General features: G+C 60.5%; 20 protein-coding genes and 1 pseudogene. 10 read left to right on the forward strand and 11 right to left on the reverse strand.

The window, feature by feature from the left end; translation table 11 throughout:
- Nucleotides 1-104 precede the first annotated feature (104 nt).
- Entirely contained in the window at nucleotides 105-1,079 is a 975-nt protein-coding gene (locus FHW77_RS16485) for a VOC family protein (RefSeq protein WP_004440418.1), read from the forward strand.
- A 489-nt stretch (nucleotides 1,080-1,568) separates the two neighbouring features.
- Here FHW77_RS16485 and FHW77_RS16490 read toward each other — a convergent pair whose 3' ends face one another.
- The 5 genes from FHW77_RS16490 to FHW77_RS16510 all read right to left on the reverse strand — a co-directional run bounded on the left by FHW77_RS16490 (nucleotide 1,569) and on the right by FHW77_RS16510 (nucleotide 7,157).
- Entirely contained in the window at nucleotides 1,569-5,036 is a 3,468-nt protein-coding gene (locus FHW77_RS16490) for a chromosome segregation SMC family protein (protein ID WP_004440417.1), read from the reverse strand.
- Between the two features lie 84 nt (nucleotides 5,037-5,120).
- Complete coding sequence (locus FHW77_RS16495) at nucleotides 5,121-5,801, reverse strand: DsbA family protein (RefSeq protein ID WP_004440414.1); 681 nt, start codon at nucleotides 5,799-5,801, stop codon at nucleotides 5,121-5,123.
- Nucleotides 5,802-5,929: 128 nt separating this feature from the next.
- Nucleotides 5,930-6,451 (reverse strand): DUF721 domain-containing protein, encoded by a 522-nt coding sequence (locus tag FHW77_RS16500; protein WP_004440412.1) that lies wholly within the window; start codon nucleotides 6,449-6,451, stop codon nucleotides 5,930-5,932.
- 27 nt (nucleotides 6,452-6,478) lie between these two features.
- Nucleotides 6,479-6,943: a hypothetical protein gene (locus FHW77_RS16505; protein ID WP_034495929.1), complete on the reverse strand. Its 465-nt coding sequence runs from the start codon at nucleotides 6,941-6,943 to the stop codon at nucleotides 6,479-6,481.
- Nucleotides 6,921-7,157: a hypothetical protein gene (locus tag FHW77_RS16510; RefSeq protein WP_162484560.1), complete on the reverse strand. Its 237-nt coding sequence runs from the start codon at nucleotides 7,155-7,157 to the stop codon at nucleotides 6,921-6,923. Before FHW77_RS16510 ends, FHW77_RS16505 begins: the two co-directional genes overlap by 23 nt.
- On the opposite strand from FHW77_RS16510, the gene mutY reads away from it, so the two are divergent.
- Together mutY and FHW77_RS16520 are read left to right on the forward strand one after the other, a co-directional pair.
- Nucleotides 7,070-8,179 carry an A/G-specific adenine glycosylase gene (gene mutY, locus FHW77_RS16515; RefSeq protein WP_004440409.1) on the forward strand — a complete coding sequence of 370 codons (1,110 nt, stop codon included), beginning with the start codon at nucleotides 7,070-7,072 and terminating at the stop codon, nucleotides 8,177-8,179. The two genes, FHW77_RS16510 and mutY, sit on opposite strands and share 88 nt — an antisense overlap.
- 82 nt (nucleotides 8,180-8,261) lie before the next feature.
- Entirely contained in the window at nucleotides 8,262-8,873 is a 612-nt protein-coding gene (locus FHW77_RS16520; RefSeq protein ID WP_004440408.1) for an HAD family hydrolase, read from the forward strand.
- Nucleotides 8,874-8,904: 31 nt separating this feature from the next.
- On the opposite strand, the gene FHW77_RS16525 is transcribed toward FHW77_RS16520, so the two are convergent.
- From FHW77_RS16525 to FHW77_RS16535, 3 genes are all read right to left on the reverse strand, one after another.
- Nucleotides 8,905-9,195: a type II toxin-antitoxin system RelE/ParE family toxin gene (locus tag FHW77_RS16525; protein WP_004440407.1), complete on the reverse strand. Its 291-nt coding sequence runs from the start codon at nucleotides 9,193-9,195 to the stop codon at nucleotides 8,905-8,907.
- Between the two features lie 2 nt (nucleotides 9,196-9,197).
- Entirely contained in the window at nucleotides 9,198-9,449 is a 252-nt protein-coding gene (locus tag FHW77_RS16530) for a type II toxin-antitoxin system ParD family antitoxin (RefSeq protein WP_004440406.1), read from the reverse strand.
- 373 nt (nucleotides 9,450-9,822) lie between these two features.
- Complete coding sequence (locus FHW77_RS16535; protein WP_004440405.1) at nucleotides 9,823-10,968, reverse strand: site-specific DNA-methyltransferase; 1,146 nt, start codon at nucleotides 10,966-10,968, stop codon at nucleotides 9,823-9,825.
- A 236-nt stretch (nucleotides 10,969-11,204) separates the two neighbouring features.
- On the opposite strand from FHW77_RS16535, the gene FHW77_RS16540 reads away from it, so the two are divergent.
- A complete protein-coding gene (locus tag FHW77_RS16540; RefSeq protein WP_034495932.1) occupies nucleotides 11,205-12,305 on the forward strand; it encodes a hypothetical protein in 1,101 nt (366 codons plus the stop codon).
- Here the strand turns inward: FHW77_RS16540 and FHW77_RS16545 are convergent.
- Together FHW77_RS16545 and FHW77_RS16550 are read right to left on the reverse strand one after the other, a co-directional pair.
- Entirely contained in the window at nucleotides 12,265-12,726 is a 462-nt protein-coding gene (locus tag FHW77_RS16545) for a DUF1284 domain-containing protein (RefSeq protein ID WP_034496277.1), read from the reverse strand. The genes FHW77_RS16540 and FHW77_RS16545 overlap by 41 nt on opposite strands.
- Before the next feature lie 40 nt (nucleotides 12,727-12,766).
- Nucleotides 12,767-13,447 carry a GntR family transcriptional regulator gene (locus FHW77_RS16550; protein WP_004440402.1) on the reverse strand — a complete coding sequence of 227 codons (681 nt, stop codon included), beginning with the start codon at nucleotides 13,445-13,447 and terminating at the stop codon, nucleotides 12,767-12,769.
- Nucleotides 13,448-13,661: 214 nt separating this feature from the next.
- On the opposite strand from FHW77_RS16550, the gene FHW77_RS16555 reads away from it, so the two are divergent.
- Together FHW77_RS16555 and FHW77_RS16560 are read left to right on the forward strand one after the other, a co-directional pair.
- Nucleotides 13,662-14,351 (forward strand): HAD family hydrolase, encoded by a 690-nt coding sequence (locus FHW77_RS16555; RefSeq protein WP_004440401.1) that lies wholly within the window; start codon nucleotides 13,662-13,664, stop codon nucleotides 14,349-14,351.
- 10 nt (nucleotides 14,352-14,361) lie between these two features.
- Nucleotides 14,362-14,556: pseudogene (locus FHW77_RS16560) on the forward strand (BrnA antitoxin family protein); the annotation flags it as partial.
- Between the two features lie 250 nt (nucleotides 14,557-14,806).
- Here FHW77_RS16560 and FHW77_RS16565 read toward each other — a convergent pair.
- A complete protein-coding gene (locus tag FHW77_RS16565) occupies nucleotides 14,807-15,346 on the reverse strand; it encodes a hypothetical protein (protein ID WP_044458783.1) in 540 nt (179 codons plus the stop codon).
- Nucleotides 15,347-15,610: 264 nt separating this feature from the next.
- Between FHW77_RS16565 and thrC the strand changes: the two genes are divergently transcribed.
- The 4 genes from thrC to FHW77_RS16585 all read left to right on the forward strand — a co-directional run bounded on the left by thrC (nucleotide 15,611) and on the right by FHW77_RS16585 (nucleotide 21,933).
- The gene (gene thrC / locus FHW77_RS16570) at nucleotides 15,611-17,008 is read left to right on the forward strand and encodes a threonine synthase (RefSeq protein WP_004440397.1); all 1,398 of its coding nucleotides are present in this window, start codon (nucleotides 15,611-15,613) and stop codon (nucleotides 17,006-17,008) included.
- A gap of 21 nt (nucleotides 17,009-17,029) precedes the next feature.
- Nucleotides 17,030-18,328: a M16 family metallopeptidase gene (locus FHW77_RS16575; protein WP_004440396.1), complete on the forward strand. Its 1,299-nt coding sequence runs from the start codon at nucleotides 17,030-17,032 to the stop codon at nucleotides 18,326-18,328.
- A 93-nt stretch (nucleotides 18,329-18,421) separates the two neighbouring features.
- Nucleotides 18,422-19,021, forward strand: coding sequence for a GNAT family N-acetyltransferase (locus FHW77_RS16580; protein ID WP_004440394.1), 600 nt, complete (start codon nucleotides 18,422-18,424; stop codon nucleotides 19,019-19,021).
- Nucleotides 19,018-21,933 carry a sensor domain-containing phosphodiesterase gene (locus FHW77_RS16585; RefSeq protein ID WP_004440393.1) on the forward strand — a complete coding sequence of 972 codons (2,916 nt, stop codon included), beginning with the start codon at nucleotides 19,018-19,020 and terminating at the stop codon, nucleotides 21,931-21,933. Before FHW77_RS16580 ends, FHW77_RS16585 begins: the two co-directional genes overlap by 4 nt.
- Nucleotides 21,934-22,024 lie beyond the last annotated feature (91 nt).

Consider the following 22,024-nt stretch of genomic DNA (forward strand, 5'->3'; position numbering starts at 1 on the left):
GAATTGCCTTAAACAGGACATAACAGCAGCATTGACGCATTCGTGTAGTGCGCTGAAACGGAGTGTTACCTAAGCCATTCAAATCGCCGACAAAGAGATTATTCATGCAATTTACCCGCCGCCACACGCTTAAATTTGCCGGAATTTCCTGCGCCGCCACCGCCCTTGCCGGTGCGCTTAGAGCCGAGGGCGGAGCTTCCGCCGCCGCCGATCCCACCCTGCCCTTTGCGCTGACGACGCCGATGCATATCGGCAAGGCGGCGCTGCGCGTGCGCGAACTCGATCCGATGATCGATTATTACCGTTCGGTGCTGGGTATGAACGAAGTGGAACGCACGGCAAGGGGCGTGACGCTGGGTGTCGGGACCGTGCCGCTGCTCGATCTCGATCACAAGCCGGCAGCGGATTTCGAGAGCCCCACCTCTGCCGGCCTGTTCCACGTCGCCTATCTGATGCCCTCCCGCAAGGATCTGGCGCGCTGGCTGGTGCATGCGGCGCTGAAGCAGGTGCCTCTGACGGGTTTTGCCGATCACAATGTCAGCGAGGCGATCTATCTCAACGATCCCGAAGGTAACGGCATCGAGGTCTACAGCGATCGTCCCACGGACACATGGGTGTGGAGCGGCAACGTGGTTAAAATGGGCACCGAGCCTCTCGATGTCGATGATCTCGTAAAGCTGACCGATACCAAAAACAGTGATTATGACGTCGCCCCCGCGGGAATGCGCATTGGCCACATCCACCTGCGAGTTGGCGACATCGCCGCTGCCCGCGCCTTCTACGAAGAGGCCGTCGGGCTCAAACCGACACAGGATGCGCGTTCCGACGCGTCTTTTCTCTCTTCCGGTGGCTATCACCACCATCTGGCGGTGAATACCTGGAACAGCCGTGGCGCAAAGGAACGCAACGCCATGGAAACCGGCCTCGACTGGTTCTCAATCACCGTTCGCAACCCCACCGATCTCGAGGCGCAGAAAACACGGCTACGGGCCGCGGGTTATGTGCTGGTGGAGATGGAGAATAATGTCGTGGAAGCGATCGACCCCTGGGGCACAAGGTTGCGGCTTGTGCCGGGGTGAGTGATGGTGGCCTCCATGCATCATGGGCCGAGAAACTCGCACACTGCGCGATTGGCAGTTGCAGCATGCCAGTGTTTACAGTGATTGGCTGCGTCGCCTCTCTCCGTCATTCCGGCCTTGAGCCGGAATCCAGTCGACGCGGCTCTCGCGCGACGGGAAGAGTCCTTTCAGCCCAAGGACTTGGGCTGGCTGGATACCGGCTCAAGGCCGGTATGACGGAAAGAGGCTTACTCCCCTGACACAATTGCCAATGCAAACCGCCGCGCAACCCTATGAACCCGGAAAAGAAAGCCTTGCGAGGCCACGGCAGCGGCCTCGCAAGGCATTCCATCCGGTACAGGAAACCGGATGGTGGGGTCTCAGGAGAACCCTTTGGCTCTTGCGAAAGACATAGCAAACTGCCGCGCAATGTCGCTCACCCGAATGGGTGATATGGCAAGATAAATTGACATTGAGCAAAACCAGAAATTGAATCCCGGAAATGTCGCCTCAGACGGCTTCGCGCAACTGTTCGGCGGTCTGCAAATCAACAGACACCAGTTGCGACACGCCCTGCTCCGCCATGGTGACTCCAAAGAGGCGGTTCATGCGCGCCATGGTGATGGGATTGTGAGTGATGATGACGAAGCGGGTTTCGGTGGAGGCCACCATTTCATCCATCAGGTTGCAGTAGCGCTCGACATTGTGGTCGTCGAGCGGCGCGTCCACCTCGTCCAGCACGCAGATCGGCGCGGGATTGGTGAGGAAGACGGCGAATATCAGCGCCATGGCCGTCAGCGCCTGCTCGCCGCCGGAAAGCAATGTCATGGTCTGCGGCTTCTTGCCCGGTGGGCGGGCGAGGATTTCGAGACCGGCTTCCAGCGGGTCGTCGGATTCGATCAGTTGCAATTCCGCCGTGCCCCCGCCGAAGAGATGGGTGAACAGCCGCTGGAACTGCGAATTGACCACATCGAAGGCGGCAATCAGCCGTTCGCGGCCCTCGCGGTTGAGGTTCTGGATACCGGCACGCAGCTTGCGCACGGCGTCGATGATATCGTCCCGCTCCTTGATAAGCGCCTCAAGCTTGGCGGAAAGCTCGGCCTGCTCCTCCTCGGCGCGCAGATTGACGGCGCCAAGCCTTTCGCGCTCGATCTTCAGCCGGTCCAGATCGCGCTCGACATCACGGATATCGGGCTTTGGCTGGTCCGGGCCAAGGCCGGTCAGGCGAAACGCCATATGCGGCTCGGTACTCAGCGTCTCACGGATGCGATGTTCCGCCTCCTGCCGTTTCTCGCGGGCGGAAACCAGCCGCTCTTCGGCACGGCCGCGCTTTTCGCGGGCTTCGGCGAGTTCGGAAAGCGCCGTTGCCGCCAGCCGGTCGGCGGCGCGTTGCAGGTTTTCCGCCTCGGCCAGCCGGTCGGCGGCCGCGCGGCGGGCGTCTTCGGTCTTCTGCAATTCGTTGAGGAGGTTGCGGCGTTTTTCGTCAAATTCCTCGGGCGCAATGTCCAGCTCGGCGATTTCCTCGCGCGCCTCTTCCTCACGTTCGCGCAGCGTGGCGATATGGTCGGCGGCACTTGCCGCCCGCGATTGCCAGGTGGAACGCTCCTGCCCGATTGCCTGAATTCTGCGCTGGCGGCTTTCCGCCTCGCGGCTCACGCCTTCATGGCGGGCGCGTGCTTCCGCCAACAGGCCGCGATCGGTCGCGACTTCCAGCTGGCTTTCACGCAGCTTCAGATCAAGCACGGAAAGATCAGGCGCATCTTCCATCTCGATACGGGCATTTTCTTCCTGAACGGCGATCTCGTCGATCTGCGCTCCGATCTGGTTCAGTGCTTCGGAGACGATATCCCGGCGGCGCAAAAGATCGCCCGAGGCGCGTTCGGCCGATGTCAGCGCCTCGCGTGCCTCGGCAAGCTGACGGGTCGCAAGCCGGCTCCGGTCGCGCACGTCCGAAAGCCGCAATTCGCTGCTTCTGATCTCCTCGCTTTTCGCGGCAAGCTGGTCTTCGGCCTCTTCCAGAATGGAGCGGGCTTCATCCAGTTCGGTTTCGATTTCGGCGAGGCGGTTCTTCTGCGACAGGCGAAGTGCCGCAGCGCCCGGCGCATCAGCGCTGGCGACATGGCCGTCCCAGCGGAACAGCGCGCCTTCGAGCGTCACCAGCCGCTGGCCGGCCTTCAGCGACGGCAACAGCCGCCGGGCCTCCGTGACGTCTGCAACGACGCCGATCTGTGCAAGGGCACGCCTAAGCGCATCCGGCGCCTGAGCATAATCCAGAAGCGGTTTGGCACCCTGCGGTAAGGCAGGATCATCAGAACCGTCGCCATTACCGGCCCAATAGGCAGGTGCTTCGGCATCGAGCGGACTTTCGAGATCGTCGCCAAGCGCCGCGCCCAGTGCCGCCTCATAACCGCGCTCAACCGTCATTTCTTCCGCCACCGGCGTGAAGCTGCCATTCGCGGCGGCGCTTGAAGCGAGGATTTTGGTGATGGTACGCGCTTCCGTATCCAACGCGTTCAGGCGGTTTCGCGCCGTTTCCAGCGGCCCGCGCGCCATGGCTTCGGCGGAACGCGCCTCGGCAACGGCAGCCTCGGCCTCTTCCACGACGATCAGCGCATCTTCGACGGCAATCTCGGCTGCCTCAACCGCTTCGCGCCGTTCCGCGGGGTCCGGAAGGCCGGAGAGTTTTTCGTCGATGGCCTCGATCTCGGCCGTTGCTTCCTGCGATTGCCGTTCGAGCCTCAGCTTGCGGTCGGAAAGATCGCGGATCGCCCGCTCCAATTGCTGCCGGGCGGCGGCGGTTTGCGCGCGCTCAGCGGTGATGGCGGTGAAGATGGCTTCGCTTTCCGCCAGCTTGACGGACGCAGCTTCGAAGGCTTCGCGCATTTCGTCGGCATGGCGGCCGGAATCGGACAGGATTTCGAGGAGCTCGGCTTCTTCCTCATCGAGCCGCGCGAGTATCTGGGCATTGTCGGAGACCAGCCGCTCCTCGCGGATAATATCCTCGCCAAGCTGCGACAGACGGCGCGCCAGCTCGTCACGACGGCGGAGCAGGCGGTTGGCCTCGTCGTCCAGCTGGGTGCGGGCGATTTGCAGGCGTTGCAGGGCAGCGGCGACTTTCGCCTCGTCCTCGCGCAGCTCCGGCAGCTTCAGGCTGGCGATGCCCTGCTGCTTGGCCGCCTCCATCTGCGCCTGCGCCTTCTCGGCGACGATATTCGTGGCCTGATTGAGCGCGCTCTCCGCCTCGCTCTCGGCTTCCTTCGCCTCTACCCAGCGGATATGCAACAGGGTCGCCTCGCGGGCGCGGATATCGGCGGACAGCATCTTGAAACGGTTGGCTTGGCGCGCCTGCCGTTTCAGGCTTTCGATCTGGCTCTCCAGCTGGGCGGTCACATCCTCGAGCCGCTCCAGATTGGTCTCGGCGGCGCGCAGGCGAAGCTCGGCCTCATGGCGGCGCGAATGCAGGCCGGAGATGCCGGCCGCCTCTTCCAGCAGCTGGCGGCGGGCCTGCGGCTTGGCGTTGATGAGTTCGCCGATGCGCCCCTGCCCCACCATGGAGGGCGAGCGTGCGCCTGTGGAGGCATCGGCGAAAAGAAGCTGTACATCCTTGGCGCGGGCTTCCTTGCCGTTGATGCGATAGACGGAGCCGTTTTCGCGCTCGATGCGGCGCGTCACCTGAATTTCATCGGCATCGTTAAAGGCGGCAGGCGCGGTGCGGTCGGAATTGTCGAGATAAAGGCCAACTTCGGCGGTGTTTCTGGCCGGGCGGTTACCGGAACCGGAGAAGATGACGTCATCCATGCCGGAGGCGCGCATGTTCTTGTAGGAGTTCTCACCCATCACCCAGCGCAGTGCTTCGACAAGATTGGACTTGCCACAGCCATTGGGGCCGACAACGCCGGTGAGGCCCGGTTCGATGATGAATTCCGAGGGCTCGACGAAGGACTTGAAACCGACGAGGCGGAGCTTGTTAAACTTCATGCCGCCACGCTCCGGACAGAAAAACGGCAATAAAAAACGGGCGTGCGGAAATATCCGCCGCCCGTTTTCTGAAGGCTTCGGTGATCAGAGCAGCTTGTCGATGACAGCCGACATGGTTTCAACCGACATGTCTCCTGCGTATTTCTTGCCGTTGATGATGAAAGTCGGCGTGGAGTTGACGCCGAATTCCGTCGCACCGCGTTGCATGGTTGCGTTCACATCATCCAGAAGTTTCTGGTTCGTCAAGCAGGCCTCGAAAGACTCCTGTGAGAAACCGGCCATTTTCGACATTTGCAGCAGGGCGGCGCGCGCATCCTGCGCAACGGCCCAGCTCTGCTGCTGCTTGAACAGCATGGAAACGAAGGGGAAATACTGACCTTCCGGTGCGCAGCGCGCCAGCATGAAGGCGGCAGCGGCGCGCGGATCGAACGGGAATTCGCGGAGCACGAAATAGACCTTGCCGGTATCGATATACTTCTTCTTGATTTCTTCGAAGGTCTTGTTGTGGAAGTTGGCGCAGTGCGGGCAGGTCATCGACATATATTCGACGATCTTGACGGGTGCGTTGGCATCGCCGAGCGCGGCTTCCGGCAGCGGGCCGGGCTTCATTACCGCAGCCATATCCACATCGCCGGTGGATTCAGGCAATTCCTGCGCCTGGGCAATACCGGGCGTTAAAGCGAACGGCAGGGCCGTGGCGATGGCGGCAAGAGCAACGCCGCCGAGAAGGCTGCGACGGGAAATGGTCAGTTCGGGAAAATGCATGAAAGCACCTGTTGGTAATAGACTCTATTGTCCGTTGATTCCGATATAGCGACGGCCTGTTCATCACAAGCGGGGTTCTGAACTCTTCTTGTCAAAGAATTGTGACCAGTCAAGGACGGCATCTTGCATCAAATCGTCCTGCGCCCCGGCTTCTTCTGCAACACCGCCGTGCCCAGCCTCTCCACCGCCTTGCGCAGCGCCTCGCTTTCAATGCCGTCCATCATGTCATCGAGACGTTTTGCCGCATCGCCGCGCAGGGGCTGCGGTTTGCGCCGGCGGGTGATGGTTTGCGAGACGGGCTTCTGTACGATCCTGATCTGGCGCACGGCCGGGAAGCCGAAAAAGCCGTTGATGCGAGCAATGAGTTCGCCCTGCGCGTGGGTGAGAAATAGCGCGCGCGCGCCTTCGCAGGCGATCGTCAGCACGCCGGGCTGATATCCGCCACGGTCCGGGCCTTCGTCGCGGCGCGGCCAGGTGATCTTTTCGGGGCGGGTGCAATCGGCAAAATCGTCCCCGGCAATCTCGTCCCAGGAGCCGAGCAGCGCCGTGTTGATGCCGGCGCGTTTCGACAGGACCGGGTCCATGATGCCATTGGCGACTTCGGCGATCTGCACGACGCCTTTGCGGAATGAATCTGCGGGTTTCTTCATGCTCTCCTCGACAGAGGCCAAGCGGCCTCAAGCGGTCGCGCCATCGTCATCTTCTTCGCCGCGCCACAATGCGCGGAATCGTCGCCAGTCCCGGCAGGCACCCAAGCGTATCATTCCCGCCACCAAACATCCAAAGAGGAAATAGGCCACAGCCAAAAACTTCAGATGCGATATTCCCGGCTTATCCGACATAACGGCAATCACCAACATGCAGGTGAGCACGATGGAGAGGTATATCCACAGGCCATGGCAGAAAATCGCCCAGAAACCGGATTCGATAATTCGAAAGCGGCGCGAGGGCTTGCCTCTCATCTTCTCCAGTTCACGGACTTCGCCGATCAGGCAGGAAACCACAAAGGCCACGCAGTTGTGCCGCCCGAAACACAGCCGGCCAATATGGTTCAACAGGCTTCCAATCAGGCACAGGGCCAACAGAACCCCGATAACATAAAGCAGCGGTTGGGGTATATTATCCAGCAGCGCATTCAGCATGAGGCTCTTCTTCCAAAATCGGATCATGGGTTTCGATGTCGGGCATTCGTTGCCGGATGCGGTTTTCCACGTCGCCGTCGCAGGCTGCTGTTGCAGATTGCCGTGCCGTGTCTATGTTCAGCGGCGATGAACACACATACGCGGCAACACATATCACATCCGACAGCGGAACAACTTCTCGCATGGTATGACCGGCACCATCGCGAACTGCCATGGCGCACGTCTCCGGCCATGGCGGCACAGGGAAAACGCGCCGATCCCTATCACGTCTGGCTGTCGGAGGTCATGTTGCAGCAGACGACGGTGCAGGCGGTGAAACCCTATTTCCTGAAGTTTCTCGCCGCCTGGCCAAGCGTCAGCGATCTGGCCGCGGCTCCGGTCGAGGATGTCATGGCGGCCTGGGCGGGGCTCGGTTATTACGCCCGCGCCCGCAACCTTAAAAAATGCGCGGAAGCCGTGGCGCGCGACCATGGCGGGACCTTTCCGGACAGCGAAGAGGGGCTGAAGAAACTGCCCGGCATCGGCGATTATACGGCCGCGGCCGTGGCGGCCATCGCCTTTAACCAGCCGGCGGCGGTGATGGACGGCAATGTGGAGCGCGTCATCTCCCGCCTCTTCGCCATAGACGCTCCCCTGCCCGGCTCAAAGCCCGCCATGAAAGCGAAGGTGGCCGCGCTTACGCCTTCCGACCGGCCCGGCGATTTCGCCCAGGCGATGATGGACCTGGGTGCTACGATCTGTACGCCGAAACGGCCGGCATGCGCGCTCTGTCCCTTCAACGGCCACTGTCTTGCGCTTGCCCATGACGAGCCGGAGCGTTTTCCGGTCAAGGCGGCGAAGAAAGCAAAGCCGGTGCGACTAGGGGCCGCGTTCGTGGCGGTGAATGCGAGCGGCGAAATCCTGCTCCGGCGGCGCGTCGAAAGCGGGCTTCTCGGCGGCATGACTGAGGTGCCGACAACGGCATGGACCGCCCGCATGGACGGAGGCACGGAGGCGAGCCATGCGCCCTTTGCCGCCGGCTGGCAGGCGGCGGGCGTCATTACGCATGTCTTCACCCATTTCGAACTGCGGCTCACCATCTACCGCGCGCAGGTACCGGACGGTCTTAAACCCGGTCCGGATGACGAATGGTGGGAGCCGGTTACAAATCTTGACGCGCAGGCGCTGCCAACGGTGATGAAAAAAGTCATCGCCCAAGCTATTCCATCCGCGTATCGGCCCGAAAATCGAAATTGATTTTCGACAGGCACGATGCGCAACTCAAAGATTTAGAGCGTCTTTCGGACGCTCTAACGTTCGATGAAAGCAGGAAATTTCGATGACCAAGATTGAGCATATCGTATTCGACATCGGCAAGGTGCTGATCCACTACGATCCGCATATTCCCTATAGCCGCCTCATTCCCGATGCCGATGAGCGCCAATGGTTCTTCGAGAATGTCTGCACCCATGACTGGAACCTCGAGCAGGATCGTGGCCGCCGCTGGGAGGATGCTGAAGCTTTGCTGGTGGAGAAGTTCCCGGAACGGGAAGAGCATATCCGCTCCTTCCGCAAGTTCTGGCACGAGATGGTCTCGCATTCCTATGACGACAGCGTCGCGATCATGACAGGCCTTATCGAGAGCGGCCACGACGTGACGATGCTGACCAACTTCGCCTCCGACACTTTTCGTGAGGCGCAGAAGATGTTCCCCTTCCTCACCCTGCCGCGTGGCGTCACCGTTTCCGGTGACATCAAGCTGATCAAACCGGATGTGGCGATTTATGAGCTTCATGCGCGCGATTTCGGGCTCAATCCCGCCGCAACTCTGTTCATCGATGATACGGCGATCAATGTCGAAGGCGCAAAGGCCGCCGGCTGGCAGGCGGTGCAGTTCACCGGCGCGGAGAAGCTGAAGCAGGATCTGCAGGCATTCGGGGTGGTGGCTTAGGTTCCGCCCTTAAGTCACCTCGTGGCATGGATTAAGGCTCATTGCCCCAGTCCTCGTGCCCATGGCGGACGCGGACGATGAGGACGTCGTCGTCCGCCTCAACGCGATAGACCACCAGATGTGCTCTGAACGGATGAATGCGCACCGACGGCGACAACTCGTTACGCTCGCGTGCGATCCTCGGATTCCGTGATATCAAGTCGAATATTGCGAAAAGTTCGCGATGGTACTTTCGCGCTTGCTGAGGTCCAAATAGGTCGATGCCTTCTTGCGCTATGCGGATGACGTCTTCTTCCGCAGGCAGAGAAAGGCGAAATCCCATGATCAGCCAATTTTATGTTTCATGGAGCGGGCTTCGGCCTCAGCAAACAAGGCATCTTCAGAACGATGACCGGAGGGAGCCTGCAATCCTTCGTCCACCAGGCCCTGCATGGCAGCGATCTTTTCGCTCCGCTCCTGATCCTTTCGGATGAGATCTCGTACATAGTCGCTGGCATTGGAGTAACGGCCCGTTTTAGACTGCGCTTCGACCCACTCCTTCATCTGGCCGGGCAGCGAAATATTCATGGTTACCATCTTCATCTCCTATGAAGACAGAGTGCAGATTTTGGCAAGGTTTGTCAAAAAGATCAGGAAAAGAAATTGGCGCAGGCGGAAATGGCGGTCTCCGGCCTGCGCCAGTCCTGCCGCAAGCGGCATTGGACGCAATGTTTTTGTGAGTTGTCCAGACCGGATTTTCACAACCACTGCTTTGATTAGGACAGTAGTTGTCGTCTCTTGCGCGAAACTTGTCTATCTAAAATTTTATATTCGAAAATACCAACGCCCGACACGATGTGCCGGGCGTTGGTCGTTCTCCATCCGGGACTGAAGGTACTAAACCGGACGGAGACGTATTCTGGACAAGGGCGGGCGGTGGATCGTTGCCTTCAAGCCTTTCCGGCTTGGACTATTCGGCCTTTGCCAGTTCACTGCGGATGATGGCTCGGAGATCATCGATCGGCTTCAGGTCGTCGCCGTCTTCGAAGTGCCAGAACGTCCATCCGTTGCATGCGTCGAGACCCTGCACCTTCGCGCCGAGGCGATGGATGGAGCCGGCGGTTCCGGCGGATGCGAGCGTACCATCCGCACGAATAATGGCGCTATAACGGCGCTTTGCATCCGTCAGCACCTGGCCGGGACGGACGAGGCCGCTTTCCAGCAGGGTGTTGAAGGCGACGCGCGGCTCGGCCTTCTTGCCGGTCATGACTGTCAGTTCCGCCTTGCCGAGCGGTTCGACGGCGGCGATGCGGGCGGCGGCGGCATCGATATAATCCTGCTCGCGCTCAATGCCGACGAAGTGGCGGCCGAGGCGTTTTGCCACCGCACCCGTGGTGCCGGAGCCGAAGAACGGGTCGAGCACGACATCACCCGGTTTGGTGGAAGCCATGATGATGCGGGCAAGCAGCGCTTCCGGCTTCTGGGTGGGGTGCACCTTCTTGCCGTCCTCACCCTTCAGCCGCTCATGGCCGCTGCAGATAGGGAACAGCCAGTCGGAGCGCATCTGCACGTCGTCATTGGAGGCCTTCAACGCATCGTAGTTGAAGGTATAGTTCTTGGCCTTCGGATCGCGGCTCGCCCAGATCATGGTTTCATGGGCGTTCTGGAACCGGCGGCCCTTGAAATTGGGCATGGGGTTGGTCTTGCGCCAGACGATATCGTTGAGGATCCAGAAATCGAGGTTCTGGAGCGTGGCGCCGACGCGGAAGATATTGTGATAGGAACCGATGACCCAGATGGTGCCGTTCGGCTTCAGCACGCGGCGGCAGGCGAGCAGCCAGGCGCGGGTGAAGGCATCATAGGCCTCGAAGGAGGCGAACTGGTCCCATTCGTCGTCGACGGCGTCAACCAGCGACTGATCGGGCCGGTGCAGCGTGCCGCCGAGCTGGAGGTTATACGGCGGATCGGCGAAAATCGCGTCCACCGACTGGCTCGGGAGGGCATCCAAGGCAGCGACGCAATCACCCTTTATGATGCTGTCTTTCCAGGCGTCACTCTCACCTGCACGATCAAAACCGGCATGCCGAAAATCGGCCAGCGGAAAAACTGCTGCCATTGGTACTCGCTCCATACGCTTACTCTCTACTGAGGCTTATGGTTACCGAAGATGGTTATCAAAGCCTGAACAAGTCACGGAAAATGCGAAATAAATGGCTCCCGCGGCGCACTGGCGCAATTTGCGGAGACCGGCGGGGAACCCGAAGTCCGGCGAAAACGTTGTGCGCAATGGGTTCTCCTGTGCCCGCTCATTCGCGCGGCAGGAAGAGCCATTATGGCAGGGGGTAGTCCGCAATGGGGTCCGTGATGAAAATGGCGTCTTTTTCCATGAATGTCGTTTGGGCCGCACTTTTCGCGGTCGCGCTGGCAACGCCCTCGCAGGCCCAGCAACCGAACCCGCAATATAACGTCATCACCGATGCGGTTTTGTTTGATGGCGGCCCCTCCCTCGGCAACAGTGACAGGGTGCGCTGGGATTTCTACAAGGCCGACCGCACTGGCGTGCGCACCGACGAGAATGCCGGCGGTTCCTATGACGCCACCTTCGAGGCGAAGCTGCCAGCGGGCAGATATGTGGGCGTGGCGGCGCTGGGCAATGTGACCCGCGAAATAGCGTTCGAGGTGAAGGACGGAAGCGTTGCAAGGCCGAAGGTAAATTTCGATGCGGCCGAACTGACTGTCGTGCCAAAACGCAGCCCCGGCGGCGATGTGGAGACACAGGCGAAAACTGAAATCACCAAGGATGATTTCAAAGACAGCGTCTATGGCCAGGATACCGTCTTCGTGCCGGCGGGCGAAGTGCTTCTCACCGGCAGCGTCGGCCCGGCGCGGGCGCAGGAGAAGCTCACCATCAAGGCCGGCGACAAGATCAGCCACGAACTTGTCATTCCGAGCGGCGTGGTGATCGCCAAGGCCGTGTATGCGGAAGGCGGCAGGGCGGTGGAAACGGATGATATCCGCTTCGAAGCGATGTCAGCCAAGGAAACCCTTGACGGCACGCGGGAGACCATCAACGGCATTTACGGAACCGGCAAGATGATGGAAATGCCGGCCGGTAATTTCGTCATGCGCGCACGCCTCGGCAAGGTGACAGTGGAGCAGCCGTTCACCGTGACAGCCGGAAGACGCACGGAAATAACCATCAATCTCGATGCGGGCGTTCTCGCAATTACCGCCCCCGGCGCGGAACGGATCGACATTGTCGAAACGACCAGGGACCTTCAGGGCACGCAGAAGGAGATTTCCGGCCGTTATGGCACGCAGCATCAGGAAACGCTTCATCCCGGCGATTATTCGGTGAAGGTAAGTTACGACAAGAAGTCGGGCCGCGATCCGAAGGAGATCAAGGCGACGGTCAAGGCTGCCGAGAGAACCGAGACGCGTGTGCCGGAGTAGGCCTTGGCCGCAGCCCTGCTTGAGACTCCGGCTGTTCGCCGATTTTCACGCCAGCAAAGCCTGAAGCGGCAATGCGGTCGCACAGCCTGTTCCACTGGCAGCCTCGACAGGCCTGCCTGATATCTCCCCCTGCAAATGCCAGACGCATCTTGGCAAGGAAGTCCGGCGTCGCCTGCAACCGCTTGCCGGCAGCCAGCGTCTCGCCCAAAAGCACTGACACCGAAACGCGGGCCGTCTCATCCCGCTTCACAACCCCTTCGTTGAAACAGTGGGCATGGCGTTCACACAACAGGCCCTCGCAGATGTCGTCGGGGCCATCCACCAGCTCGATATCCTCTTCCCCGGCATTCAGGCGGTCGGCGACACGGTCATAATTTTCGACGAAGCCGGATGTATATCCCTTGCCCACATAGGTGAGCATGCAGAGAAGGTGGTGGGGCCGGAGGCGGACGGTCAAGGGCCTATCCGACAATGGCGAAGGCGTCGCGCACCGAGCCGGACGAGGTGCGGATCGCCTTGCGGCCGATCCATTGCACATGCCCGTCAAGGATGCGCACCGCCTCTTCGGCGCGGCCGCCGCGCAGCGCGTCGATGATCGCCCGGTGATCGGTATCGGTGCGGCGCTCCCAGCCGGCCCGCCAGGCGGAGAACAGGAAACGGGCGCTTGCCGCATGCAGGCCATCGATCGCTTCCATCAGGCGCGGCATGTTGCAGGGCGCGGTAATGAGGCGGTGGAAGCGGCGATTGGCCTCCTCCCAATGCTCGACATCAACGGCGCTGTCGCCTTCGAGCGTGGCTGCCTCCGCCTGATCGAGAATGGCTGACGTCATGTTGGGAATGGCGTGGCGCAAAGCCAGAACCTCAAGAGCGGCACGCATTTCCGCCACCTCGCGCACATCATCGAGACCGAAATCCGCGACCCTGACACCCCGGCGCGGAATGCTGGCGGCAAGTCCCTGCGCTTCCAGCCGGCGGAATGCCTCGCGCACCGGCACATGCGAGGCGCCGAATTCGGCGGCGATGTGATCCTGCCGCAGCCTTTCGCCCGGCGACAGCTCACCGCGAACGATGCGGTCGGCAAGCGTGCGGCTGATGCGGGCGGCAATGGTATCTTCAGGCGAATTTTTTGCTGTCTTGGGCATAACATCCCATAGCGCATATGGCGCGACCGTGTGTAGAGGTTTTTGCAGCAAGCCAGAGCAGACTGTTATGACACGCGGCTCCCTTGCCCGCGGCCTTCAAGCTATGAGCCTGACGGGACTGTCCTTTGCTGGCGAGCCGGTTGAGCTTGGCGCGGACATGGTCTAAAAGCCCGGCATCATTTTCTTCCAGCCAAATCCGATACAGGGAGCGCCCATGAGCGGCTTCGACCTCATTATTTTCGACTGCGACGGCGTTCTGGTCGATTCCGAAATCATCGCGGCACAGGTGGAATCCCGCCTTCTGACCGAAGCCGGTTATCCGATCTCGGTCGAGGAAATGGGGGAGCGTTTCGCCGGCATGACCTGGAAGAACATCCTCCTGCAGGTGGAAAGCGAAGCCAGCATTCCGCTCTCAGCCTCGCTGCTCGACAAATCGGAAAAACTGCTCGACATGCGGCTGGAACGCGACGTGAAGATCATCGAGGGCGTAAAATTCGCACTTTCGCGCCTGACGACGCCCCGCTGCATCTGCTCGAACTCTTCGAGCCACCGCCTCGACATGATGCTCACGAAAGTAGGCCTGAAGCCGTATTTCGCGCCGCATATCTATTCCGCCAAGGACCTAGGTGCGGACCGCGTGAAGCCGAAGCCCGACATCTTCCTGCACGGCGCAGCGCAATTTGGCGTTTCCCCCGATCGCGTGGTCGTGGTCGAAGATTCCGTGCACGGCATCCATGGCGCAAAGGCCGCTGGCATGCGCGTCATCGGCTTTACCGGCGCGTCCCACACCTATCCCAGCCACGCCGACCGGCTGACGGATGCGGGCGCCGAAACGGTGATCTCCCGCATGCAGGACCTGCCGGCCGTGATTGCGGCAATGGCAGAGTGGGAAGGCGCGTTTTAAGGAGGTAGCTGTGGTGGCATCCCAGACGGAAAAGGAATTCGTACCCGGCCAAGGCTATACCGAAGCGGATTGGGATGCTGTCGACTTTCCCGAAATGACAGATGAAGAGCTGGCAAATGCGCGTCCCGCCAGGGCCGTTTTGCCGCCAGCTTTTTTTGAGGCTGTGGAGGAGTATCGAAACTCCCGTAGCCGCCTGTCAGCGGAGAAGGCGACGACTGTGGGAAAACCCTCCGGTTAAAACGCATGGAAAGTGGTAGACCTCTCCTCCGTCATGCCGGACTTGATCCGGCATCCAGTCACGGCGCGTCTGCGCCGTGAGAAGAGTCTTTTGCGATCAATGACTTGATCGCGCTGGACCCCGGATCAAGTCCGGGGTGACGGAATTCGGACCTTTGCGCGCAATCAGCACCGAAGCCTGGCGAGCAGCCTCCGGCTTTTACATTTTGCCCGTCAAATCACCGGCGCTTCGTCTTGGCCTTCGCGCCCTGCTCTGCAAAGCCGATATAAACGCTGACAGACCTCGGAGCGCCGCCCGGTCCGTTGGGAATCGCGACGTGGTCGTTGTTGAAGATGAACTGCGTGCCGGCCCCGCCTGCGGGAACATCGATGGCGAAATTGGTCGTTTCACCGAAAATCTCGCCGTCGCCATCCTTCACCGTCACCCGGATCGGCACGGTGACGCGGCCGGGCTTGGCCATCGGGCCGGGAACGAGGCGGCCCTGGGCCAGCACGTTGACGGTGAGCGTCGATTCATTGGCGGTGCAGGAGCGCGTCGTATCGGACAGCGAGACCTGATAGGCGAGTTTCTGCGGATCGTCCTTGGCGCCGCCGGCATAGACGCGATGAACGGCATTGGCGTCGAGAACCGTCACGGCCGGGCAATTGGCCTGAACCACGGCAGCCGTTGGCGCGGCCTGCGCCGCCGGCGGGTTGACGGCAAGCGAGTCCGACGGGTTGGAGGAATTGCATCCTGCAACAACGACGAGAAGCGACATCGCGGCGGACAAACGCAAGAAATTCCCTGACACTCTTCTAATTCCCTCTCCATTGTCCCGGAACAGAACCGGAGACGCTGTTTATTGACCTTTCACCCAGGTTGGCGATGGTCTATAGCAGCGACGCCGGAAAAAATCGATTGGCATGTTCGGTTTTGCTTGAATTTTCAAAAAAGCGCTTCATGACCTCGCCAATCGCCTCAATTCGGTGACACGCTGCGGAAAAGACGCCGATCACATCGGCAACGGATAAGGGACTATCTCGTGGAATATGTATCGACCAGGGGTGCGGCCCCTTCGCTTGGTTTTTGCGACGCGCTTCTGGCAGGCCTTGGCCGCGATGGCGGGCTTTACGTGCCGCGCAAATGGCCGTCCATGTCGAAAAAGGAAATCCGCAACCTGCGCGGCAAGTCCTACCAGGATGTCGCCTTCGAGGTTCTCTACCGTTTCACCGGCGGCGAAATTCCGGCCGACAAGTTCAAGGCGATGATCGACGACGCCTATTCGACCTTCCGCCACCCGGCCGTCGTTCCGCTGACACAGACCGGTCCGAACACCTTCGTGCTCGAGTTGTTCCACGGCACCACGCTCGCCTTCAAGGATGTGGCGATGCAGCTCCTCGCCCGTCTGATGGATTACACGCTGACGGAACGCGGCGAGCGCGCCACCATTGTCGGCGCCACATCCGGCGATACGGGCGGGGCGGCGATCGACGCCTTTGCCGGACGCGAGCGTACCGATATCTTCATCCTTTTCCCGAACGGCAAGGTCTCTCCGGTGCAGCAGCGCCAGATGACGACCTCCACCGCTTCCAACGTGCATGCGCTGGCGATCAACGGCAATTTCGACGATTGCCAGACGCTGGTGAAGGAGATGTTCAACGACGTGAAGTTCCGCGACGGCGTGAAGCTTTCCGGCGTCAACTCCATCAACTGGGCGCGCATCATGGCGCAGGTGGTCTATTATTTCACCGCGTCTCTGTCGCTCGGCGGCCCCGACCGGAAGGTGTCCTTCACCGTTCCGACAGGCAATTTCGGCGATATTTTCGCCGGTTACGTCGCCAAGAAGATGGGCCTGCCGATCGACAAGCTGGTCATCGCGACCAATGACAACGACATTCTGGCGCGCACGCTGAAGACCGGCCGTTACGAGATGCGCGGCGTCAAGCCCACCACCTCGCCCTCGATGGACATCCAGATTTCGTCCAACTTCGAGCGACTGCTGTTCGAAGCCTACGACCGCGATTCCGCTGCCGTTAAGTCATCGATGGATGGCCTCAAGCAATCGGGCGCGTTTGAAATTCCGGAAAAGGCGCTGAAGTTCATCAAGAAGGATTTCCGCGCCGGACGCGCCACCGAAAAGCAGGTGGCGGCGACCATTCGCGACACGCTTGAAAAGACCGGCTACCTGATCGACCCGCACACGGCAACAGGTGTTTTCGTGGCGGAAAAGCACGAAAAGCCCGCAACGCCAATGGTGGTTCTGTCGACCGCCCATCCGGCAAAATTCCCGGCGGCTGTAAAATCCGCTTGCGCAATCGACCCGGCGCTTCCAGTATGGCTCGCTGACATCATGAACCGGGAGGAGCGTTTCGACATTCTGGATGCGGAGCTCAAAGCCGTGGAAAGCTTCATCGGCAAACATGCACGCGCCGGCAAATAGAGACGCGGAAAGACGTTGAGTATGAGAGTAAATTTGACCCGGCTTTCGTCCGGGTTGACCGTTGTCACGGAAAGAATGCCACATCTCGAAAGCGTCGCTCTTGGGGTGTGGATCAAATCCGGCTCCCGCAACGAGACGACTGCCGAACATGGCATCGCCCATCTTCTCGAACATATGGCGTTCAAGGGCACGGCGCGCCGCACCGCCCGTCAGATCGCCGAAGAGATCGAAAATGTCGGCGGCGAAGTCAACGCCGCGACGTCGACGGAAACAACCTCCTACTACGCCCGCGTCCTCAAGGATCACGTTCCGCTCGCGGTCGATATCCTTGCCGACATCCTGACGGAATCGCTCTTCGATGAAGACGAGTTGGAGCGCGAAAAGAACGTCATCCTGCAGGAGATCGGTGCCGCCACCGATACGCCCGACGACGTGATCTTCGACAATTTCTCCGGTGTCGCCTATCGCGACCAGACGATCGGCCGGCCGATCCTGGGCACGCCCGAGACCGTGCAATCCTTCACGACAGGCCAGATCAGGCATTATCTCGCCCGCAATTATACGACGGACCGCATCTTCGTCGTTGCGGCCGGCGCGGTCGATCACGAGAGCTTCGTCAAGCAGGTGGAAGAGCGTTTCGCCTCGCTGCCGCAGCTGCCAGTGGCGACACCTGTGCTTGAAAAGGCTGTCTATACCGGCGGAGAAATCCGAGAGACCCGCGACCTGATGGATGCACAGGTGCTTCTCGGCTTCGAGGGCAAGGCCTATCATGCCCGCGATTTCTATTGTTCGCAGATTCTCGCCAATATTCTCGGCGGCGGCATGTCTTCCCGCCTGTTCCAGGAAGTGCGTGAATATCGCGGCCTGTGTTATTCCGTCTATGCGTTCCACTGGGGTTTTTCCGATACCGGCATCTTCGGCGTGCATGCGGCCACCGGCGGCAACGACCTGCCTGAACTGGTTCCCGTCATTCTGGAGGAGCTGCGCAAGTCCTCGCAGACCATCCACCAGGAGGAAATCGACCGGGCCCGTGCGCAGATCCGCGCGCAATTGCTGATGGGCCAGGAAAGCCCGGCTGCCCGCGCCGGCCAGATCGCCCGCCAGATGATGCTTTACGGCCGACCCATTCCGAATGAAGAGATGATGGAGCGGCTGGGCGACATCACCCGCACGCGCCTGACCGATCTTGCAGGACGGCTGTTTTTCGATACAGTTCCGACATTGTCTGCAATTGGCCCGCTCGAACATCTGCCGCCTCTTTCCGACATCACGGCCGCGCTGTCCGCGCAGCAGCCCGCAAGGATAAAGGCGAACGGATAAACCGATATGAGAGCGGGATTTGAAGGTGAAGACCGCTCATCTTTTTCGCCATCCCATTCGCGGATGGCGATATCTGCCTGACAGGGATCGTGAATGCTGCGTTTTCTTTCCCGACATAATGACACACCCGAATTGCGCAGCGCCAATCACCTTCTCAGACTGCCGCGCTACAGCGATTTCAAGCAGTGGCACGTGCTGCGATCCGAGAGCCGGCAGTTTCTACAGCCGTGGGAACCGACCTGGCGGCCGGACGAACTGACGGAGGGCGCCTTCCGCATGCGCGTGGTGCGTAACGGACAGGAATTTTCTTCCGGCACCGCCGTTTCCTTCCTGCTGTTCGAAAAAGAGACGCTTCTGGTCGGCGGCATCACCATCGGCTATATCCGCCGCGGGGCGGCGCAGAGCTGCATGATCGGATACTGGATCGGTGAACGGCATGCCGCCCAAGGCCATATGTCTGCCGCATTAAAATTGGTAATACCCTACATCTTCAACGGACTTCAGTTGCACCGTATCGAGGCAGCCTGTATTCCGGAAAACTTCAAAAGCATCCGGCTCCTCGAAAATGCCGGGTTCCAGCGGGAAGGTCTCTTGCGGGAATATCTGAAAATCAATGGCCAATGGCGGGATCATATGATGTTTTCCCTTCTTGCCGACAAGCAAAGCTCCGGCGGAACGAAGTACGATACATGACCTACAATCACACTGCGCCTTGCCTCACGAAACGTCTGGCGGCAATCGCGCTGGCTGCGCCGTTTTTTCTGCTTTTCCTGCTTTTTGCCTCCCATTCCTTCGCCTTCGAGCCGGTCAAGATCTCCCGTGACGACACAGCGCTCGATCTCACCGCCACCACGGATATCTATGCCAATCAGGGCGAAGCCTTTCAGGTTTCCACCGCGCCGGGTCCTGACGGCATCCGCCGGCGCATCGAGGTGCGTGCCAGTTCCGACGATCACCAGGGCGACTGGGCCGTGTTCGCGCTTGCCAATGTCTCCGAAGAGCAGCTGGAGCGCGTGATCGTCGCGCCGCATTTCCGTCTCGTCAATTCCAAGCTGTTCTGGCCGGATCTCGGCTCGCAACGCATCATGGCGATAACGCCCAGCGAAGGCTTTGCGCTCGACAGGCAGCCAAGCCCGGACGCCGACGTCTTCCGCATCACGCTCAATCCCGGCTCCGTCATCACCTTCGTCGCCGAGCTTTCCACGCCGCAGCTGCCGCAGCTTTATCTGTGGGAACCGGAAGCCTACAAGGATACGATCAACGCCTTCACGCTCTATCGCGGCATCGTGCTCGGCATTGCCGGCCTGCTTGCCGTGCTCCTGACCATTCTCTTCGTGGTCAAGGGAACCTCGGTCCTGCCCGCATCTGCCGCCCTCGCCTGGGCCGTGCTTGCCTATATATGCGTTGATTTCGGCTTCCTCGAAAAGCTCATCACCGTCACCTCCAGCGATCAGCGAATATGGAGGGCGGGCGCGGAAGTGGCGCTCGCCTCCAGCTTCGTCGTCTTTCTCTTCACCTATCTCAACCTGAACCGATGGCACGCACATCTGGGTTATGCGACCTTTGCCTGGGTGGTGGGGCTGGCGCTGCTGTTTGGCGTGGCGATCTACGACCCTTCCGTCGCATCCGGTATCGCGCGTGTTTCCTTCGCGCTGACGGCGACGGCGGGCATCGCGCTCATCATCTATCTCGGTTTCAACAAATACGACCGGGCTATCCTGCTTGTCCCATCCTGGGCCTTGATCCTCGTCTGGCTGTTCGGCAGCTGGTTGACGGTGACGGGACAGCTGGACAACGACATCGTGCAGCCTGCGCTTGGCGGCGGGCTGGTACTGATCGTCCTTCTGATCGGCTTTACGGTCATCCAGCACGCCTTTGCCGGCAGCGCCTATCAGCAGGGGCTGTTCTCCGATCTGGAACGCCAGTCGCTGGCGCTCACGGGCAGCGGCGATACGGTCTGGGACTGGGACGTGACGCGTGACCGTATCGTCACGACGCCTGATATTTCCAACCGCCTGGGGCTGGAGCCCGGAACCATGCATGGCGCCGCGCGCAACTGGCTGCCGCGCCTGCACCCTGATGACCGCGACCGGTTCAAGGCCACACTCGACGTGCTGCTCGACCATCGCAAGGGCCGCCTGAACCACGAATTCCGTATTCGCGCCGAGGATGGCCATTTCCACTGGCTGCAAATCCGTGCGCGTCCCGTTCTTGGCTCCAACGGCGAAATCATCCGCTGCGTCGGCACCATCACCGATATTACAGAGCAGAGAAATTCGGTCGAGCGGCTGCTGCAGGACGCGATGAACGACAATCTGACCGGGCTTCCGAACCGGCAGGTCTTCCTCGACCGCCTGCAATCGATCCTCAACCTCTCGCCGGACAGCGAGGGCGTGCGGCCAACCGTGATGGCGATCGATATCGACCGCTACAAGCTGGTCAATGACACGCTCGGCATTGCTGCCGGCGACAATATTTTGATTGCCCTCACCCGGCGCCTGCGTCGGCTGCTCAAACCGCAGGACACGCTGGCTCGTCTCGGCGGCGACGAATTCGGCCTGATCCTGACCTCGGAGCGCGATCCGCAGCGTGTGGCGGATTTCGCCGATGCGGTGAACAAGGCGATCATGGTGCCGATCAATTTCGCCAATCGCGAAATCATTCTCACCGCTTCTATCGGCCTCGTCTCGTGGATCGACCAACAGGAAAGTGCGGCAGGTCTGCTCAGCGATGCGGAACTGGCCATGTATCGCGCCAAGCGCGCCGGCGGCAATCGTGTCGAGCCTTTCCGTCCCGCCTTCCGCACCTCGGGCACCGACCGGCTGCAGATGGAAAGTGACCTTCGCCGCGCTATCGAGCGCAAGGAGCTGTCGCTTGCCTATCAGCCGATCGTCAAGCTCGATGATGGGGAGCTTGCCGGTTTCGAGGCGCTGATGCGTTGGGAGCACCCGAAGCGTGGCAATATCCCGCCAAGCGAGTTCATTCCGATTGCCGAAGCCTCCGGCCTGATCGAGCCGCTCGGCATGTTCGCGCTGGAACGGGCAGCGACCGACCTGATGGACTGGCAACATGCCATCGACAAGATGCCGATCTTCATCTCCGTCAATATTTCCAGTGCCCAACTGCTGAACAACGAACTCTATAACGACGTTCGCGGCATGCTCACCCGCACGCGCTGCAACCCGCAGCAGCTGAAGCTGGAACTGACGGAATCCGTCGTCATGGAAAATCCGGAACAGGCGCGGCTTGTGCTTTCCAAGCTCAAGGAAACCGGCCTTAGCCTCGCCATGGACGATTTCGGCACGGGCTATTCATCGCTCGCCTATCTCACCCGTTTCCCCTTCGATACGATCAAGCTCGACAAGGCGCTGGTGGCCAATACCAGCGACAAGCGTAACGTGCTTCTGCGCTCCGTCATTGCCATGGCGCGGGCGCTCGACATGCAGGTGGTGGCGGAAGGCATCGAAACGCCTGAGGATGCGGCCGAACTGGCCCGCATGAACTGCCATTTCGGCCAGAGCTTCCTGTTTGGCACGCCGGTTTCCGGCGATGCGGCGCTAAAGCTTCTTCGGGAGCGGTTCCAGCCGACGAAGCGGGCTTCGTAAGCGAAGTATTGAAACGCGAGGTATCTACCCCCATCAGCCGACGCGCGACGGCGCTGCGGGAAAAGCCCTTTCAAACCAAGGACTTGGCCAG

Source organism: Agrobacterium sp. RC10-4-1, from assembly GCF_014138475.1.
GTDB lineage: Bacteria > Pseudomonadota > Alphaproteobacteria > Rhizobiales > Rhizobiaceae > Agrobacterium > Agrobacterium pusense.

Bases quoted from the DNA above. Each gene is read 5' to 3' on its own strand.
- FHW77_RS16565 (WP_044458783.1), bottom strand. From the start codon at position 15,346: ATGTCGCTTCTCGTCGTTGTTGCAGGATGCAATTCCTCCAACCCGTCG.
- FHW77_RS16500 (WP_004440412.1), bottom strand. From the start codon at position 6,451: ATGAAGAAACCCGCAGATTCATTCCGCAAAGGCGTCGTGCAGATCGCC.
- FHW77_RS16525 (WP_004440407.1), bottom strand. From the start codon at position 9,195: ATGGGATTTCGCCTTTCTCTGCCTGCGGAAGAAGACGTCATCCGCATA.
- FHW77_RS16530 (WP_004440406.1), bottom strand. From the start codon at position 9,449: ATGGTAACCATGAATATTTCGCTGCCCGGCCAGATGAAGGAGTGGGTC.
- FHW77_RS16540 (WP_034495932.1), top strand. From the start codon at position 11,205: ATGGGGTCCGTGATGAAAATGGCGTCTTTTTCCATGAATGTCGTTTGG.
- FHW77_RS16510 (WP_162484560.1), bottom strand. From the start codon at position 7,157: ATGGCAGTTCGCGATGGTGCCGGTCATACCATGCGAGAAGTTGTTCCG.
- FHW77_RS16575 (WP_004440396.1), top strand. From the start codon at position 17,030: ATGAGAGTAAATTTGACCCGGCTTTCGTCCGGGTTGACCGTTGTCACG.
- FHW77_RS16535 (WP_004440405.1), bottom strand. From the start codon at position 10,968: ATGGCAGCAGTTTTTCCGCTGGCCGATTTTCGGCATGCCGGTTTTGAT.
- FHW77_RS16555 (WP_004440401.1), top strand. From the start codon at position 13,662: ATGAGCGGCTTCGACCTCATTATTTTCGACTGCGACGGCGTTCTGGTC.
- FHW77_RS16520 (WP_004440408.1), top strand. From the start codon at position 8,262: ATGACCAAGATTGAGCATATCGTATTCGACATCGGCAAGGTGCTGATC.
- FHW77_RS16490 (WP_004440417.1), bottom strand. From the start codon at position 5,036: ATGAAGTTTAACAAGCTCCGCCTCGTCGGTTTCAAGTCCTTCGTCGAG.
- FHW77_RS16545 (WP_034496277.1), bottom strand. From the start codon at position 12,726: ATGCTCACCTATGTGGGCAAGGGATATACATCCGGCTTCGTCGAAAAT.
- FHW77_RS16585 (WP_004440393.1), top strand. From the start codon at position 19,018: ATGACCTACAATCACACTGCGCCTTGCCTCACGAAACGTCTGGCGGCA.
- FHW77_RS16580 (WP_004440394.1), top strand. From the start codon at position 18,422: ATGCTGCGTTTTCTTTCCCGACATAATGACACACCCGAATTGCGCAGC.
- mutY (WP_004440409.1), top strand. From the start codon at position 7,070: ATGAACACACATACGCGGCAACACATATCACATCCGACAGCGGAACAA.
- FHW77_RS16550 (WP_004440402.1), bottom strand. From the start codon at position 13,447: ATGCCCAAGACAGCAAAAAATTCGCCTGAAGATACCATTGCCGCCCGC.
- FHW77_RS16485 (WP_004440418.1), top strand. From the start codon at position 105: ATGCAATTTACCCGCCGCCACACGCTTAAATTTGCCGGAATTTCCTGC.
- FHW77_RS16505 (WP_034495929.1), bottom strand. From the start codon at position 6,943: ATGCTGAATGCGCTGCTGGATAATATACCCCAACCGCTGCTTTATGTT.
- FHW77_RS16495 (WP_004440414.1), bottom strand. From the start codon at position 5,801: ATGCATTTTCCCGAACTGACCATTTCCCGTCGCAGCCTTCTCGGCGGC.